Genomic DNA, 17,124 nt, shown 5'->3' with positions numbered 1-17,124 from the left:
ATTCATATAAATATGAACACTTAAATATGTTACAATGATTTTTCAGATATGTCTACCTGTTTAGAATATTACCATTAATCGTTCGGATTATTCAATAAAATCAATTTTTATACAATTTTTGGATTATTTATCACCGCAATTTCAGTGTAGAATTAGACTTGTATCTCTCTGCATATTCGTATAAAATATGGGAGTATCGTCAAGGGGCCATAGCTCAGCTGGGAGAGCGTTGCACTGGCAGTGCAAAGGTCAGGGGTTCGATCCCCCTTGGTTCCATATTAAAAGCCACACCTTCATATTGGAAGGTGTGGCTTTTTTGTCATCCTGTCATAACTGCAAAGTAGTTTTCTTCTTCGTCTGCGAAATTGAAAGTGCGCATCGACGAGAACGTCTCAATTTCACCAACATTGACACCCTTCTCCCTCAACTCTTGATGAAGTGCATCCAGATCTTTTGTGAAAAACATGAGTGAAGGCGTACCGAAGTTGAGCTCTGGTGAAAACTTTTCTACCACTTTCCGATCAAAAAGGATAATGCTTGTCTCTGCACCTTCTGTCGGTCTGATTTCGATCCACCGCATCTCATCACCTTGATCCGATTCATTAATCACTTTGAAGCCAAGTTTTTCCGTCCAAAACTTCTTTGCGCCGTCCTGATCCTCTACATAAAGCATGACCTCTGCAAGCTTAGTGAACATACCTCTCTCCCCTTCAACAAGAACAAAGTTTTTAAATCACAAGCAACCAGTAATCCTTAGCATCTATACGGTTACATTTTACCATAAAAACACTTTTACTTTCTTTTTTTCTAGCTATTTCGATTTGATACCTGCACCACATAGTGGGATGGCTATACATTCGTTGGGAGCCCTATCGTATCTGAGGTACCCTGCATAATTTACAGCTGCTGTTACTTCCACATAGAATCCTTTATTACTGAGCATAGTGCGGGCACTAGCAATCTCGTCTTCTTCAATTTCAATGAATGTTCCCCCGTCTCACATACGGCCTCGAGAATTTGCTTTGAACGGGCTGGTGCGGCAATCGCTATGCCTTCAGCCAATGTATTTTTATTTATAGTAGGTTCCGCTTCTGTCTCACCTTTTTTAAATGCAGCAGATAACGGTGCGCAGTTTTTGGCCTGGATAGCAATAATTTTTGGCAGGCGATCGATGAGACCGTTACCCTTTAGCTCTTTAAATCCGTAATGGGCACCGAGGAGAAGTGTGCCATTACCGGCAGGAATGATCAGGCTATCTGGTGCACCACCGAGCTGTTCATACAGCTCATAGGCATATGTTTTCGTACCTTCATAGAAATATGGGTTGTAGACGTGACTCGCATAAAATACTTTTTCGTCCTCTACCGCTTTTTGTGCTGCCGCTGCGATATCTTCTCTTGTACCGTCAATTTTTTCAATTTTTGCACCATGCGCCTCTATCTGGGCTATTTTCTTCGGAGATGTTTCTGATCTTAAGAAGATTGTACATTCAATATTCGCCCGTGCTGCGTAGGCCGAGAACGCAGTGCCGGCGTTACCACTGCTATCTGCAATCATTCTTGTAACGCCCATTTCCTTCGCTTTCGCCACTAGAACAGCCGCACCCCGGTCTTTGAAGGATAGAGTCGGCATCATATAATCCACTTTGACGTAAACCTCAGGCGTCTCTGGGTCTAAAGCGATAAGCGGGGACTGACCTTCACCCATAGTTATATTACGCCATGCTTTGAAGTCATGGTTGAAAGGCATTGTGTTGAAGTACCGCCATAATGAATTGGGGTATTCGTCCCATATCGACGTGTCGATATCAGGTACCTCTTTATCCAAATCCAGCACGCCGCCACACTCGCATTTCCATCGGTCGGGTGTTATATCGTACTCTTCCTGGCAATCATTGCATATATACTGTTCCATCACTGATCAGCCTCCTATTAATAGTTAACTTTACGTAATAAACTAAAAAAACTATATGTACGCGATGGCATCCACTTCAACTTTAAATCCGAAATGCAGTTCGTTAGTAGGAACAACAGTACGTGCTGGCCGATGCTCACCGAAAAACGCTTTATAGACGGCATCTACCCGGTCCCACAATTGCACATCAGGAATGTAAATTGTCATACGCAATATATTTTCCTTTTTGCTTCCTGCAGATTCTACAATCCGTTCTACATTGCCTAAGGCGCGCAGTGTCTCTGCTTCAATATCATCAAACTTTTTTTCATTCGTGTCTGGATCGATAGAAAACTGTCCTGAAACATAAACTACATCTCCATGTACACTAGCCAATGCATAGTGACCATTTGATTTCAGCTGACCCACTTCAAATATCTGTTCCATATCTTTTCTCTCCACTTCATTTAATTTTAATTTCGTCCAAATAACTGTAGGCAGCCCCCTTAAGGATGCGTCGTTTGGATACAACTATTCTCAAAGCATCCCACATTAGAAAATGCCTACTTCATACATACTGATACCCGCTATTTATTATTCCATATTATTATGTAATTTTTTATTAATTAATTCAAAAAATATAATAAATTATATGAAAAAATCTTAGAGATTCGATTTCCCCCATAAAGACTGTCAGCTATGGAAGTGTCTTCTAAAAAACACTCACAGAGGTAAGCCGAATTAGAAATTCATCGTACTTTACTATATAATTTAAGGCATCCTAAAAATCGGAGTTGATTCATATTGGGTTGGTACATAACCTATTTTGTCCTGTACTTTATTTTCATGCTCGGTATCGCAGCATATTACTTTAGAAAGATTCATACTTACGAAGACTATCTGATCAGCGGTTGGAACACCGGTTTCTGGAAGATTACTGGAACGATCATCAGTACTTTCTGTGGCGCCGCAGTATTCATTGGCTGGGTCGGGCTTGGCTTTACGGTCGGATTATCGGGCTACTGGAAGTTCGCTTTTGTCGCCATCGTCTTCTCGCTTATACTGATTCTCGTTTTCGCCAAACCACTACGTCGCCAGCGGCTCATCACATTGGCTGATCTGTTTACCGTCAGATTTGGTGGCAAGGCGGGCATCGTACCTTCTATCTTGTCCGCTTTCATCTATTCTGTACCGACCACTGCCCTGCAGATGGTGGGTATGTCGACCGTATTCAACATCACGCTTGGTGTTGGTCTACCGGTAGGTATTTTCATTTCATTCGTTGTTATTTTAATCTTTACGATTATCGGTGGACTGCCGGCAACGATTCTGACAGACGCGATCCAGTCGATTATCATCATACTCGGTGTTGTAGTGCTCGCCATTGTGACCGTATCCCATGTGGGAGGCTTTAGTGGATTATTTGAAGCCAGTGCGCCGGAGTACTTGAGCATTGCTGGGCCTGACGGCTACGGTGAGATCTTGCTCTATGCCCTCTCTGTCGGTCCTTTCTATCTCGTGTGGCAGTCGACGTGGCAGCGCATATTCGCTGCGAAGGACGAAAAGACTGCCGTGGGGGCCAATGCACTCGGATTCATCATCGCAGGGCTGATTGCATTCCTTCCATTCCTGATCGGTTTGGCTGCACGACAGTTTGTACCGGCGAACCTGGCACCGGACCTCGTCTTCTCGTATGTCACCGACTTCCTGCTTGCTAGCCCACTTGGTGGCCTGGTCTTCTTGGGCCTATTGGCAGCACTGATGACAGGGGCTACATCGTTTATCCTGCAGGGATCAAGCAACCTGACCATCGATTTCTATAAGAACTTCATCAATCGTAATGCAGGCGGCAAACGTATGCTGTTCTTCTCACGTATTTCGGTTCTGATCATCACAGGCCTTGCATGTCTGTTCGCCTATACGGTTGAAGATATCGCAACGACCTACCAGTGGGCGTTGAGGCTGACGGCAACTGTCATCGTCTTTCCATTCCTTGCGGTTATGTTCTGGAAGGGGGTCACGAAGACTGGTGTGCTCGTCAGTATGATCGGGACAGCCGTCCTCGTCCTCGCCTATCCGTTCTTGCCGATCGGTATGGATCATGCCTTGTTTGGCTTCCTGATCTCGTTCATCCTGCTGGTTTCGGTCAGCCTCATGACCAAGCATTCGGCGTCTGAAACGGTACAAGCTGCTTATTTCGAAAAACTGCACAATCCGACATTGGAGGATAAACAATGACGAAGCTACTGATTAAAAACGCAAATATCATCGATATGGTCGGGACTACGCCGTACCTTGGTGACATCCTAGTTGAGAACGGTAAATTCATCCAGATTGAGGAAGAGATTACTGAAGACGAAGCAGATGTATTGGATGCCGAAGGACGCTTCCTCATTCCAGGGTTCATCGATACACACAGCCACCTGTTACTTTATGGCTTGTATAAATCCCTCGTCGAACTGACACCACAGGCAGTCGGAAACATTGGTGAAATACAAACTGCACTGAAACAGCGTGCGGATGTTACACCTGCCGGTGAATGGGTAGTCGGTCATGGCTACAGTGAAATCGAACTGGCGGAAGATCGCCACATCACCATTGATGAGTTAGACGCGATCTCGACAGAACACCCCATCTATATCCGCCATAGCTCAGCACATATGGGAGTTGCAAACTCACGCGCTCTTGAAATTGCAGGAATCAATGAAGAAACACCTGATCCTGACGGTGGCTACTTTGCACGGACAGACGACCGATTGAATGGTCTACTGTTCGAGTTGCCAGCAGTCGAGATGATGCTCCCCCACTTACCAAAGCCATCCAAAGCGGAGATGATCGAAGCACTGGCTGTAGCAGAATCAGACTATATTTCAAAAGGAATCACAACAGCAAGCGAAGCATGTGTCGGCCTGGCGCATGGCAAAGACGACTATGATGCGTTTATGGCCTATATTAAGCAGGAGAACGCTATGAAGCTCCGTCTGATGATCGACTATCAGTTGATGCTTGAATCAGAGTCGCTCAAGGAACTTTCTTTTGATGAGCTGAAGCAACAGATAGAAGATCTATCCCAAGGGCAATGTACGCTAGACAGTGCAAAGTTCTTCCAGGACGGTTCCATCCAAATCAATACAGCCGCACTCACTGAGAACTATTATAATGTCGATGATAAAAGTCACATCATCATCCCGCAGGAGAAACTCGAAGCGCTCTACATGGACTTCGCACGCCGCGGGTATCCACTTACGACACACGGCAACGGTGATGCGGCTATCAAATCCATCATCAAAGCCTATGCCAAAGTTAATGCAGATTCCGACTACGAAAAAGTGACGCGGGTTGAACACATCCAGACTGGCAAATACGAAGATATCGAAGCGATGAAGGCAAACAACATCGAAGGGTCTTTCTTCACAAATCATCTCTATTATTATGGAGATAAGCATTACGAAAAATTCCTTGGACCAGAGCGCGCCGAGAAAATGGACCCGGCACGTTGGGCGGAAGATCTCGGCGTACTCTATACACTCCATTCTGACTGTCCGGTCACCCCCATCTCGCCACTCGATACGATACGCATTGCCTGTGATCGCATGACGAAAAGCGGTCGGGTGCTCGGTGAAGATATGAAATTGACACGCTTTGAAGCATTGAAAGCAATGACGATCAGTGGCGCCAAGCTCAACTGTACAGAAAGTGAAAATGGTTCTGTTGAAATCGGTAAAGCAGCGGACTTCGTTCTGCTTGATGAAAATCCATTAGATGACGATATCGTACTTGAGGATGCGCTGATCATGTATACATTCATTGATGGAGATATGGTTTATAAAAGAGATTAAAAATTTTGAGTTCAAACAAAGGGGACTGAAATATGAATTCTTTAATATCACCAGATGAAACATGGCTTTTATGGGCCTTCCTAGTCGGTTGGGCAGCGGTATCTATATATCTCGAACAACGGTTCAAATGGGCATCCAAACTCTCGGGGGCCATCATTGCACTACTCGGCGCTATGCTACTAGCCAACTTAGGTATTCTGCCGATTGAGGCAGCAGTTTACGACGCCGTGTGGAGCTATGTCGTGCCGCTCTCTATACCGTTGTTGTTATTCCAAACGAACATCCGTCGGATCTGGCAGGAAAGCGGGCGGCTACTGCTTATCTTTCTGATCAGTACTGTCGGTACCGTGGCAGGCTCGATCACTGCATTCTTCTTGTTGAAAGATATGATCCCTGGATTGCCTCACGTTGCGGCAATGATTACAGGATCTTATACCGGGGGAGGCGTCAACTTCGCCGCGCTCGCTTCTCGATTCGAGGTTCCTGAGGTGATGGTCTCTTCTGCAGTCGTTGCAGACAACTTCTTGATGGCCGTCTATTTCTTTGTGCTGATCACAATCCCGGCCATCGGTTTTATCAAGAAGCGTTTTGCCACGCCACACCTGGATGAAGTAGAAAAAAGCTCAGATACGAGTGATACGGCGGCTGCTTCCTACTGGAAGCGCAAAGAGATTTCCTTAAGTGATATCGCAATGGCTGTCGGGACATCATTTGTCATCGTCGCTGTGTCATTCAAACTGGCAGAAGTATTTAGAAACCTGATTCCTGAAGATACAAATACATTCATGATGATTCTCCGGGCGGTGATCGGTGACAACTACTTGATGCTGACTACTTTGACTTTGTTGGTTGTGTCGCTTGTCCCTAAATATTTTGAACGGATCAACGGTGCCCAGGAGATTGGTACTTTCCTGATCTATATTTTCTTCGTCGTCATCGGTGTCCCTGCTTCGATACCGCTACTTTTACAGAATGCGCCACTCATTTTTGTATTTGCCGCAACCATTGTCGTTATCAATATGCTTGTGTCGTTCTCGATGGGTAAACTGTTCAAGTTCGATCTTGAGGAGATTATACTCGCAAGTAATGCCAATATTGGCGGACCAACCACCGCAGCTGCCATGGCCATTTCTCGGGGTTGGACCAAACTTGTCGGCCCGATACTGATTGTCGGGACACTCGGATACATCATCGGCAACTATATCGGGACTGGGCTCGGCTTATGGTTCAGCAGTGTGATGTAGGAGATTGGCTTTAACTAACATTGGCGTTTAAAGTATCAGTCAGAAGTCTAACTGATACTCCCCACACTATTCATTTCAATTAAAGCAAGAGTAACAAAAAGGCATGCCTCCCAAATAGGGAGGCATGCCTTTTACTCATACATATTTCTAATCTATGCACCCATACCGCCATCGACTCTATACTGTGCACCGGTGATGAAAGTACTCTCATCGGATGCTAGGAATAAAACGAGATTGGCGATATCGTCAGATTCTCCGTATCGACCAAGCGGAATGGTCTTTGCCAGTGCTTCCTCATTGGTTTCCATCCCTGCTTCAAGTGAACGCATCATGCGTGTATTGACGGGAGATGGGTGGACCGAATTGACTCTGATGTTGTTGCCTGCAACTTCCAATGCTGCGGTCTTGGTCAGACCGGCAACTGCATGTTTTGAAGCAATATATGGTGCAACCCCCGGACTACCTTCGAGTCCAGCGACCGATGACATATTAATAACACTGCCGCTTCCCTGATCAATCATGCTTGGCAGTACGTGTTTCATACCAAGTAAGACTCCACGTACGTTGACATTAAGCACATTATCAAGGTTTTCTACTTCCTGCTCAATGATTGGTGCCACTTTGCCTTCGATGCCTGCATTATTGAAGAAGATATCGATCTTACCAAACTGATCAAGAGTCTTCTGCACGTAGTTCTTTACGTCATCCTCTTTAGTCACATCAGCCTGCACGGTAAGCAACTCACCTTGTGAAGAGAGCGCATCTTTTGCTTCTGATAGTGCCTCTTCAGAAATATCTACCAATACGACTTTAGCACCCTCTGCCATGAACTTATCTGCGGTCACTTTACCGATACCGCCCGTTCCACCTGTAATTACAGCAACCTTACCTTCTAGTCTTTTCATTGTAGAATCCTCCAGTTGTTTTAATCCTTACATTTTAATTGTACGCCTCATAAGAGAACGCTTTCAAATGTTCTGCCTGTAAAAAACCAGCCTTAATAGGACAGGCTGGTTGTCATTTATAGATATCTTTTCGGTGGCCAGACTACAATGATTCTGAATTTATCTTGATTGAGATGTGAAAGAATCCCGAAATTTATATCAGTAAAATTTTGCCTAGGGGCTCTTACCTATTAGGACCGAAGACCCGACTTTCGCTATCCCCTTCGTCACCAGAAAGCCGTTTTCTGATGGTGGCCTTCCAGTTTTCCGCCAGAAGTTCAAGTGAGGCGAGACTCTCATTGAGTCCAATATTATCTTGCTGATTGTACATGACTTCGTTACATGCCTCAATCGACCAGTCAGGATGCGGGCGACTGATAAGTTGGAAGACATCTCCGCTCGCTACCTCCCCTTCTTCAATCACCCTGAAATACCAGCCTGTACGGCCAGTCTTCTGGATGCGCAGTGCCAGGTCGAGTACGTTATGACGGCGTGCCGGTTTCCAGCAAGGACGCCTCGGCTGGGAAACTTGAATAGTCGCGCTACCGATCTGATATGTATCCCCAATACAAACGGTAGATTCATCCATGTGCATGACAGCAAAGTTCTCCCCGTTACCGCCGATTGCGATACTTGCATCCAGCTCACGTTGCCAAGACTCATAGTGGCTGACCGGATAGGCAAACACAGCCTTCTCGGGTCCGCCATGATTCTTCTTGTCCGCCACATCATCGCCGACAAATCCAGTGCGGGTCAAGTAGACCGCTCCTGCTTCAGCGGTTTTGAAAATGGCACTCTCCCACTCCCGCTCCATCCTATCTGCCGCATCCTTCTGGCCCGCCTTTTTGACACCGCCGGTAAACAACTTGTATATTTTCTGCTGTTCCATATGAGCCTCCTTAAAATGAATGATCAGATATCCGCTTCATTGGCATTAAACTCAGTCACCGGGTGCGACTTTCTGAACAGTTTCTCGAGCTGGTTATTGATAGCTGTAATGGGATAACGTTCCCTGAAATTCGTCGCCCGAACCTTCTCATACGTGCGGGCGTAATCAGGATGTTTCGGATCATCGAGCACGCGCAGCACGCTAGACAGGTGACCGGCACCTCCGATATTTTCAATCGGTGCCGGTCCCGCATAATCACTGATGCTTGGAATCCTACGGTGTATATTCGTCGTATCTTCAATAGATACTTGCACGCGGTAGGATTCTCCGTAGCTGTATTCAATCGGATTATACTGGTCGAATACGCCATCGATTTGAGTAAAGCTCGCAACGAGACAGTGGGCTGCACCAGCGTATGCCGTGAGCTGGCTGGTACTTTCCATTATAATCATGCCACCAGCTTTAAAGACGCTATCATGCTTTCTCTGCCACCCCATCGCCTTTTGGATGATAAGGTGCAGCTCGAAAAAGTTGATGCCTGCCGGCACAAGTAGGGTTCGGACAATTTCAAAGTCGATGTCCTCCACCATCAGACGGATGACGTGCGCATTGTAGTCACCACTTCGGTCTCTATTGACGGATGCGCCTTGCTGAAGCTTTGCTTCAACAGCCTTGAAATCGACCTGTTCGAGTGCCTGTCTCACGTCCTCATGCATGACGTAGTGATCTGCATGGACCTTGACGAGCAGACCGATCTCCTTTGCCGTTTCCCATCTGGAGCTCGCTTCATATACATTGAAGCTTTTTTCAACATTTTCCCGAATGCTTGTATATTCCGCCATACCTAACTGGAGCAGGATGCTTTCAAGATATTTCGGATGCGTGATGACAGCGGTCATATGGCGCAAATAGTCCTCTTTCTGATGCCCATCTGGCTCTACATTCAGCCGCTTCAACATGGCTCGGAGCATCCGCCAAGTCAAATTGTCATAGAGCCAATAGATCGGTCCTTTGTAGATATGATGTAGCTGGCTGATTTCTTCGGGATCAAGTGGATCATCCTTATGGATGTACATCGGGTGGGCGGGAATGATTCCGCTCTCCTTAAGTACACTATGCAGTGACCGGATGATGACATGATGGATGGCACCGGTCCCCCCGCCTGCTTCAAGTACATACTGATAGTCGATGAGTACCGGATACAGTTTGACATCGTAAGCGACGTAATGCAGATTATCGTCTGGTGTCATGTCGATCAGATAACTGATCAGTTCGATTTCAGTCATCGTCAGCATGCCTGCTACTTTCGAATCTGCACCAAGAGCGTCTACTTCTGCCTCCTTGTAGCGAACGAGTGCTTCCTTTGATTCAAACTGCTGATCATTGACCAGGTTGGCTCGGATCAGTTCATTCTCTTCGAGAAAATGGGTAAAAAAATGATGTAGATTCACGAAATCACCTCCTTATCTAATGTCATCCATTCTGTCATAGAACGGCTCCAATGCGCGGCCGATTTCTATATAGACACTCATGATGTCCTGGTACTTCATATATGCTTTTTCATCCGGCGCATAAGCATCGCTTTCGCCAACGAAACCTGCCACCGCGTTCAAGTCATCCATCTTCCCAATCGCGTGCAGGCCGAGCAGACAAGCACCAAATGCACTCGATTCGTAGGACTTTGGTACTGTCAGTCGTTCACCGAACACATCCGACATAAGCTGTTTCCACATTTCACTTCTAGCAAATCCCCCACTCGCCTTTATGCTCTTAACAGTATTCATCTGCTCACGGAGTGCAAGATAGACGCTATAGAGGTTGTATACCACCCCTTCCATCGCTGCACGGATCATATGGCTCCTACTGTGGGACAACGTCATGCCGTAAAAAGAACCGACTGCCTTTGCATTCCACAGCGGCGCACGCTCACCGGCGAGGTAGGGGTGGAAGATGAGACCATTACTGCCAGGCGGAACATCTTTTGCGGCCTGGGTCATCACCTCGTATGGATCTTTACCCTTCGATTCGGCCTCGCCAACTTCTTCCTGGCATAGCTCGTCCCGAATCCACCTCAAAACAACACCACCATTGTTCACGGGCCCGCCGATGACGTAATGATCGTTCGTCAGATGATAGCAAAACGTGCGCATCTTCGGATCCGTTTTTGGTGCATCAATGACTGTGCGGATGGCGCCACTCGTACCAATTGTGATTGCGATATCGCCCTCCTCAATGGCATTGACCCCGAGGTTCGCAAGTACGCCGTCACTTGCCCCGATGATAATCTTTGTATCTCCAGTGATACCAAGGTGGCTTGTGGCCGTATTAGTCGGCGTATAGGCACGCGTCGTATCAACGATATTTGGTAGCTGCTCTGGGCTAAGTTCGAGCAGCTCAAGCAACTCTGCGTCCCATTCGGACGTTTCAAGGTTCATCATACCCATGCTGCTTGCGATAGACTTGTCGACGCCATAAAGTCCTGTTAAGTGATGCAGTACGTATTCCTTAATGCCGACTATCTTGCCAATGCGGCTATACATTTCAGGTGCTTCATCCTTGAAGTAGAGCAGCTTGATGAATGGACTCATCGGATGGATCGGTGTGCCTGTCCGTCTATATATGTCTACACCTTTTTTGGTGTTCCAAGCTTCAGCGACATCTTCGCTGCGACGATCTGCCCATGTAATGCACTCTGTCAGCCGACTGCCGGAGCGATCGAGCAGAATGAGACTATGCATGGCGGATGAACATGAGATGAATTCGATGTCGTTACTGCACTCGTTACGCGCGACGAGTACTTTGATTGCCTGGATCGCTTTCATGAGAATCTCGTCCGGATCCTGCTCAGCGGTATGCACATTCGGTGTGTGGAGTGGGTAGTGGACGGTCTCTTTATCGACGTATTGCCCCGTCGTATTGAACAGTACCGCCTTCACCGCCGTCGTCCCGATATCAAGACCCATCATATATTTCTTCATGCCTTCTCCTCCTCATTTAATCTGTTATTTCTATTATATGTTTTTTTGCTGCTGGACACAAAAACCCCATGCACCGCATGGGGTTTAGAGTTATATGAATATACTGATGATCAGTACAACGACAAAGCCTGTTAGTCCGATAATGGTCTCCATGACCGTCCACGACTTCAGCGTTTCGCCGGTAGTCATCCCGAAGAATCGGTTGACCAGCCAGAAACCGGAGTCATTGACGTGGGAGAGGACTGTTGCACCACTTGCGATCGCAATCGCAATCAGACCAAGTTCAGGTTGCGTGACGGGGCTAACAGCGATAATCGGTGACATGAGTCCAGCACCTGTAACCATCGCTACTGTTGCAGAGCCCTGAGCCACACGGACAAATGTTGTGATGAGGAATGCAGCAATGACAAGCGGCAATCCGACGCCAACAACCAGGTTACCCATAACGTCGCCGACACCACTTTGAATCAGCACTTCCTTGAATACACCACCTGCACCGGTGATCAGAATGATGATACCTGCAGGTTCAAGTGCTTTCGTCGCAATCTCCTGCACTTCCCCTCTTGTGTAGCCACGACGTGTACCGAGTAGCATGAATGTCAGTACCACCGTGATGATCAGTGCCACGAATGGGTGTCCGACAAACTGGATACTTTCAGCAAAGAGGTTTGTGGACTCATCTCCAACAATCGCACCAGTTACGGTATTGGCTAAGATTAGGACAAGCGGAATCAGGATGAGTGAGAATACTAGCTTGAAGCTTGGCATGTCGCGCTCCTTCTGCATGGCGCTGACATCTTCCTCAAGCTTTTGATAATCCGGGATTTCGAGATGAATTCTGTTACCAATGAATTTACCGAATACAGGACCCGCCAGAATCATAGCAGGAATACCTGCTGCGATACCGAAGAGGATAACCCAGCCGAGATCGACGCCAAGCATTGCAGCAACGGTCATCGGCCCAGGTGTCGGTGGGACGAAACTATGCGCAACAGCAAGACCTGCGAGTAGCGGTATACCATAGTACAACAGCGATTTCCTGGTTTTTGTAGCTAGTGAATAGACAATCGGGATCAGGATGACGAGCGCTACATCCAGGAAAACTGGAATTGAGACGAGAAAACCTGTAAAACCGAGTGCCCACTGCGAGCGTTTCTCACCGAACTTGTCGATCAGTGTGAGCGCCAATCGCTCGGCACCTCCGGAGACTTTGAGTACTTCACCGAACATGGCACCGAGACCGACGACCACTGCGATGAAGCCGAGGGTACCACCCATACCGCTTTCAATGACACCGATGATGTCCATCGGGCTCATGCCTGTCGCCAGGCCGATGAAGAGTGATGCGATCAGTAATGCTACAAAAGCGTGAAGCTGTACTTTCATGATCAGGAACAATAGTAAAGCGATTCCAATAACGGTCGCAATAATCAACCACACTTCATTAGACATTATTCATTCCCCTTTCTTATTACCACTCTGCGATACTGCCGTCTTCGTGCTTCCATACCGGGTTCTTCCAGTTGTGACCAACAAGGCTGCGCTCTCTGACATAGTCTTCGTTAATCTCAATGCCAAGACCTGGCTTATCGAGTACTTCAACATGCCCCTTTGTATACTCAAAGACTGAAGCATCGGTTACGTAGTCCAAAATATCATTGCCTTTGTTGTAGTGAATACCGAGGCTCTGCTCCTGGATGACTGCATTATGACACGTCGCATCGACTTGGATGCAGGCTGCAAGCGCAATCGGGCCGAGTGGACAGTGAGGTGCAGCCGCCACATCATAGGCCTCAGCCATCGAGATGATCTTCTTGCATTCGGTGATCCCACCAGCATGTGACAAATCCGGCTGGATGATATCCACATAACCGTCCTGAAGCAAAGTCTTGAATTGCCATTTCGAGAACATGCGTTCACCTGTCGCGATGGGAATGGATGTATGCATCGCAATATCCCGCAAGTTTTCATTATTCTCAGGCAGCGCTGGTTCTTCTAGGAACATCGGTCTGAATTGCTCCAGTTCCTTTGCGAGCACTTTCGCCATTGGTTTATGGACACGACCATGGAAGTCGATGCCGATGCCAAAGTCCTTCCCGCAAGCCTCGCGGATGGAAGCGACGCGTTCAAGTACTTCGTCGACTTTGCTGTAGGAATCGATATACTGCAGCTCTTCTGTTGCGTTCATCTTCACGGCTGTGATGCCGGTATTCTTCAGTTCCAATGCGGCTGCGCCCACATCTTGTGGACGGTCGCCCCCGACCCATGAATACACCTTGATTTTCTCCCTTGCTTTACCACCGAGTAGTTGATGGACCGGTGCATCGTAGTATTTACCTTTGATATCCCATAGCGCCTGGTCGATGCCAGCAAGCGCACTCATGAGAATCGGACCCCCGCGGTAGAATCCTGAACGGTAAAGTTCGTTCCAGATGCCTTCAATATTCATCGGATCCTTGCCGATAATCGTATCCATCAGCTCGGCGACTGCTGCCTTTACAGTCGCTGCTTTACCTTCGATGACCGGTTCACCCCAGCCGATGAGTCCGTCATCCGTCTCGACTTTTAAAAACAGCCATCTTGGTGGCACTGTGAACATCTCATAACTTTTAATCTTCATACTACTCCACCTTGCCTTTCAGTTTTTGAACACGTTCACCAATTTCCGCTACAAGCTCATCGTCTACTGTCCGGTTCGAAGGAACAAGGGCAGAATTGATACCAACTGCCGCTGCACCGACTTCAAAGAACGTGTTGATATTCTCTTCGCTCACTCCGCCCGTCGGCAGAAGAACGAGGTCATTCATTGGAGCCAGTACGTCCTTGATATAAGCTGATCCAAGCTGACCCGCTGGGAAAACTTTAATCATTTTAGCCCCTTTCATATGGGCATCGTACATTTCAGTCGGTGTGTAGCACCCAGGTATATACAGGATGTCTTGTTGATTCGCGAACTCAAGTACTGCCTCGCCGTACACTGGTGCCAACAAGAATTCAACGCCAATATCGATACACTCTTTAGCATCCTCAACAGTCAGCACAGTACCAGCGCCAAGTGTGATGTCATCGCCGAAATGCTTTTTCAGTGACTTAAGCGTCTCTTTTGCATTCGGAGAATTGAGTGCCACTTCGATGACCCGGAAGTCGTTTTGTACGAGTGCATCCACAATCTTCACCGCATCATCCGTGTCATAACCACGCAGTATGCCAATCATCTTATGGTTCTTGATTTTTTCGAGTACTGTCATAGATTTCTCCACCTATCTTCTATTTGATTCATCTGTTCTTATCTATTTGAGTGTATCGAGTTCTTTTATCAGGTCTTTCGGTTTGTCGCCCTGCAGTCCCTGAATCAGGTTCTCGGCTGCGCGCATAGCCATGTCATCGCGTGTTTGCTCGGTGGCAGAACCCACATGAGGGAGTGTAACCACATTATCCATGCCGAGTAGCGGGTTATCAGGGGATACTGGCTCTTCTTCGTAGACATCGAGGCCAGCCCCCGCAATCCGGTTCTCTTCGAGTGCTTTAATCAGAGCTGCCTCATCGACCACTTTTCCTCTGGAGAGATGAATCAGGAATGCATCTTCCTTCATCAGATCAAACGCTTCGTGTGAGATATAATTTGTCGTCTGCTCCGTTAACGGCAATAGCGTTAAAATAAAGTCTGAGCGCTTGAGCAAATCCTCTTTGCTGACATATTCGACATCATATTCTTTCTCGACCGCTTCATTCCGTGATCGATTATGGTAGATGACATTCATATCGAATCCTCTGACAGCACGACGGATGACCTTCTCACCAATTCTGCCGAGGCCGAAGATCCCAAGTGTCGCATGATGGATATCTCTCCCGAGAAATATCGGATCATCCTTCACTTTCCATTGCCCCGTCTTTACGTAGCGATCAAGCAGCGAAAATTTACGCCCCGCTAGAAGCATCAGACCGAATGCCGTATCGGCCACTGTTTCGTCCAGTACATAGGGCGTGTTCGTGCCCATGATGTTACGCTTTCTCATTTCATCCGTATCGAAGTTGGCGTAACCAACCGAAATATTAGAGATAATCTTGAGGTTCGATGCCTGATCAAGTAATGCGCTGTCTATCTTTTCTTTAGCTGGCATCAGCCCATCCACTGTAGCGAGCTTTTCCAGCAATGTGTCTTCGGGCATTGGATAGTTCTTGTCCCATATTTCATAGTCACAGTATCCAGCGATGAATGTTTCAACATCTTTAGGTATCGGCTTCATTATTAAAACTTTGGGTGCCATATCCATCCTCCAAGTTCTATATCGAGTATTTTTAATCTGATACGGTCAATTAAACTAGTGATTGTCGTGTATCATGATAGAGCCTGTGATGTAGGACTGCTCCACTACTTCTTGTGAGGCCTTGATAATCTTTTTATCAGAAAACTCAAGCGAAAGGAGATGTGACATGCTGTTCTTCAAAATTTCTGATCCCCCTACGATAAGCCAGTCGAGATCAAGACCGTCTGTATAGAATTTCAGCGCCTGGACATCTTCGTGGTAGATGGCACCGAGCAGATAGTTGGCCCGCTGATTACCAGATACAGCCGTATACATATCAAGTAGTCGGACACCAAAGAGGGACCGTGTCAGTCCTTCTGTCTTCGCCTTTAAGTATCCATTTTCCAAGTGCTCAGTCTCCAGTGTATCTATCAAACCATCCTCAAGTGAGCTCGAGAGGATGGTATTGCTTTGAACTGCTTGTACCAGTTCACCACCCAATGTCGAAAAGCAGGATATCAGTTGCTTGTCCTTACTCACTCTGACGAACTTCGTGTGGGAACCGGGTAACACGATGACACCTTCTCCGCTAATATCCATCTGTTCAAGCAAGCCAAACACTTCAACTTCCTCACCCCGCATGATATCCATCTCTCGGATTTCCTCCAAGGTACCGCTTCCATCGATCGCCTTATTTTTCATCCCCGGGATGAAGTAGCAGGAAATGCCATAGATTTCGTCTTTCTCCATGCCTTTTCTGAAATCATCGACATTAGCGGGAGCGACAATATGTGGCACCTCCCTGAGCCCAAGATTCGAAGTAATCATACCTGAAGCAATGATATGGCCGATATCTGATATTTCAAGTGCATTTTTATCGAGCACTTCCTTAATACCTTGTTCGATGGCTGTCTTGAGCCCCTTGTTGCTCTTATCCATAGCGGCGTTTTTGACGCCCACTTCTATCTTCAATGCATCAATCACTGTTTTCGATTGTTCATCCACTATTCGGATGCGCGTATTGGTTGTACCTGAATCTATTAGAATAACGTACATTCCACTGCCGCCTCTCCCATTTTGAGATAATGGA

14 protein-coding genes, 1 tRNA gene and 1 pseudogene are annotated in these 17,124 nt (G+C 47.0%); 4 read left to right on the top strand and 12 right to left on the bottom strand.

The genetic code is table 11. From position 1 onward, the window contains the following. Positions 1 to 203 precede the first annotated feature (203 nt). A tRNA-Ala gene (locus tag ACFOJ8_RS01000) sits at positions 204 to 276 on the top strand. A 43-nt stretch (positions 277 to 319) separates the two neighbouring features. On the opposite strand, the gene ACFOJ8_RS00995 is transcribed toward ACFOJ8_RS01000, so the two are convergent. The 3 genes and pseudogenes from ACFOJ8_RS00995 to ACFOJ8_RS00985 all read right to left on the bottom strand — a co-directional run bounded on the left by ACFOJ8_RS00995 (position 320) and on the right by ACFOJ8_RS00985 (position 2,340). Continuing rightward, on the bottom strand, positions 320 to 697 hold the full coding sequence (locus tag ACFOJ8_RS00995; protein WP_380651448.1) for a VOC family protein: 378 nt from the start codon (positions 695 to 697) through the stop codon (positions 320 to 322). Between the two features lie 114 nt (positions 698 to 811). After that, positions 812 to 1,914: pseudogene (locus ACFOJ8_RS00990) on the bottom strand (threonine synthase). Positions 1,915 to 1,965: 51 nt separating this feature from the next. Then, complete coding sequence (locus ACFOJ8_RS00985; protein WP_380651446.1) at positions 1,966 to 2,340, bottom strand: RidA family protein; 375 nt, start codon at positions 2,338 to 2,340, stop codon at positions 1,966 to 1,968. A gap of 357 nt (positions 2,341 to 2,697) precedes the next feature. On the opposite strand from ACFOJ8_RS00985, the gene ACFOJ8_RS00980 reads away from it, so the two are divergent. The 3 genes from ACFOJ8_RS00980 to ACFOJ8_RS00970 are packed head-to-tail and all read left to right on the top strand — an operon-like array spanning position 2,698 to position 6,976. Further along, positions 2,698 to 4,131: a sodium:solute symporter family protein gene (locus ACFOJ8_RS00980; RefSeq protein ID WP_380659868.1), complete on the top strand. Its 1,434-nt coding sequence runs from the start codon at positions 2,698 to 2,700 to the stop codon at positions 4,129 to 4,131. Beyond that, positions 4,128 to 5,732, top strand: coding sequence for an amidohydrolase (locus ACFOJ8_RS00975; RefSeq protein WP_380651442.1), 1,605 nt, complete (start codon positions 4,128 to 4,130; stop codon positions 5,730 to 5,732). The genes ACFOJ8_RS00980 and ACFOJ8_RS00975 overlap by 4 nt, the downstream gene beginning before the upstream one ends. A 32-nt stretch (positions 5,733 to 5,764) precedes the next feature. Beyond that, positions 5,765 to 6,976, top strand: coding sequence for a DUF819 family protein (locus ACFOJ8_RS00970; RefSeq protein ID WP_380651440.1), 1,212 nt, complete (start codon positions 5,765 to 5,767; stop codon positions 6,974 to 6,976). A 152-nt stretch (positions 6,977 to 7,128) separates the two neighbouring features. Here ACFOJ8_RS00970 and ACFOJ8_RS00965 read toward each other — a convergent pair whose 3' ends face one another. The 9 genes from ACFOJ8_RS00965 to ACFOJ8_RS00925 all read right to left on the bottom strand — a co-directional run bounded on the left by ACFOJ8_RS00965 (position 7,129) and on the right by ACFOJ8_RS00925 (position 17,090). Further along, complete coding sequence (locus ACFOJ8_RS00965; protein ID WP_380651437.1) at positions 7,129 to 7,881, bottom strand: SDR family NAD(P)-dependent oxidoreductase; 753 nt, start codon at positions 7,879 to 7,881, stop codon at positions 7,129 to 7,131. A 223-nt stretch (positions 7,882 to 8,104) separates the two neighbouring features. Further along, positions 8,105 to 8,809, bottom strand: coding sequence for an MOSC domain-containing protein (locus tag ACFOJ8_RS00960; RefSeq protein ID WP_380651435.1), 705 nt, complete (start codon positions 8,807 to 8,809; stop codon positions 8,105 to 8,107). Positions 8,810 to 8,832: 23 nt separating this feature from the next. After that, positions 8,833 to 10,260 (bottom strand): IS1096 element passenger TnpR family protein, encoded by a 1,428-nt coding sequence (locus ACFOJ8_RS00955; RefSeq protein WP_380651432.1) that lies wholly within the window; start codon positions 10,258 to 10,260, stop codon positions 8,833 to 8,835. Between the two features lie 12 nt (positions 10,261 to 10,272). Further along, positions 10,273 to 11,787, bottom strand: coding sequence for a gluconokinase (gene gntK / locus ACFOJ8_RS00950; RefSeq protein ID WP_380651430.1), 1,515 nt, complete (start codon positions 11,785 to 11,787; stop codon positions 10,273 to 10,275). Positions 11,788 to 11,877: 90 nt separating this feature from the next. Beyond that, on the bottom strand, positions 11,878 to 13,239 hold the full coding sequence (locus ACFOJ8_RS00945; RefSeq protein ID WP_380651429.1) for a GntT/GntP/DsdX family permease: 1,362 nt from the start codon (positions 13,237 to 13,239) through the stop codon (positions 11,878 to 11,880). A 19-nt stretch (positions 13,240 to 13,258) separates the two neighbouring features. Further along, a complete protein-coding gene (gene dgoD, locus ACFOJ8_RS00940; RefSeq protein ID WP_380651427.1) occupies positions 13,259 to 14,407 on the bottom strand; it encodes a galactonate dehydratase in 1,149 nt (382 codons plus the stop codon). A 1-nt stretch (position 14,408) separates the two neighbouring features. Continuing rightward, positions 14,409 to 15,035, bottom strand: coding sequence for a bifunctional 4-hydroxy-2-oxoglutarate aldolase/2-dehydro-3-deoxy-phosphogluconate aldolase (locus tag ACFOJ8_RS00935; RefSeq protein WP_380651424.1), 627 nt, complete (start codon positions 15,033 to 15,035; stop codon positions 14,409 to 14,411). A 42-nt stretch (positions 15,036 to 15,077) separates the two neighbouring features. Next, positions 15,078 to 16,055: a 2-hydroxyacid dehydrogenase gene (locus tag ACFOJ8_RS00930; protein WP_380651421.1), complete on the bottom strand. Its 978-nt coding sequence runs from the start codon at positions 16,053 to 16,055 to the stop codon at positions 15,078 to 15,080. 54 nt (positions 16,056 to 16,109) lie between these two features. Continuing rightward, positions 16,110 to 17,090 (bottom strand): 2-dehydro-3-deoxygalactonokinase, encoded by a 981-nt coding sequence (locus tag ACFOJ8_RS00925; RefSeq protein WP_380651418.1) that lies wholly within the window; start codon positions 17,088 to 17,090, stop codon positions 16,110 to 16,112. Positions 17,091 to 17,124: the final 34 nt, after the last annotated feature.

The sequence above is a fragment of the Salinicoccus sesuvii genome (assembly GCF_042648145.1).
In the GTDB taxonomy this organism is placed as follows: Bacteria; Bacillota; Bacilli; order Staphylococcales; family Salinicoccaceae; genus Salinicoccus; species Salinicoccus sesuvii.
The sequence above is the reverse complement of the archived record's forward strand: the minus strand, read 5'-3'. Positions and strand labels throughout refer to the sequence as shown.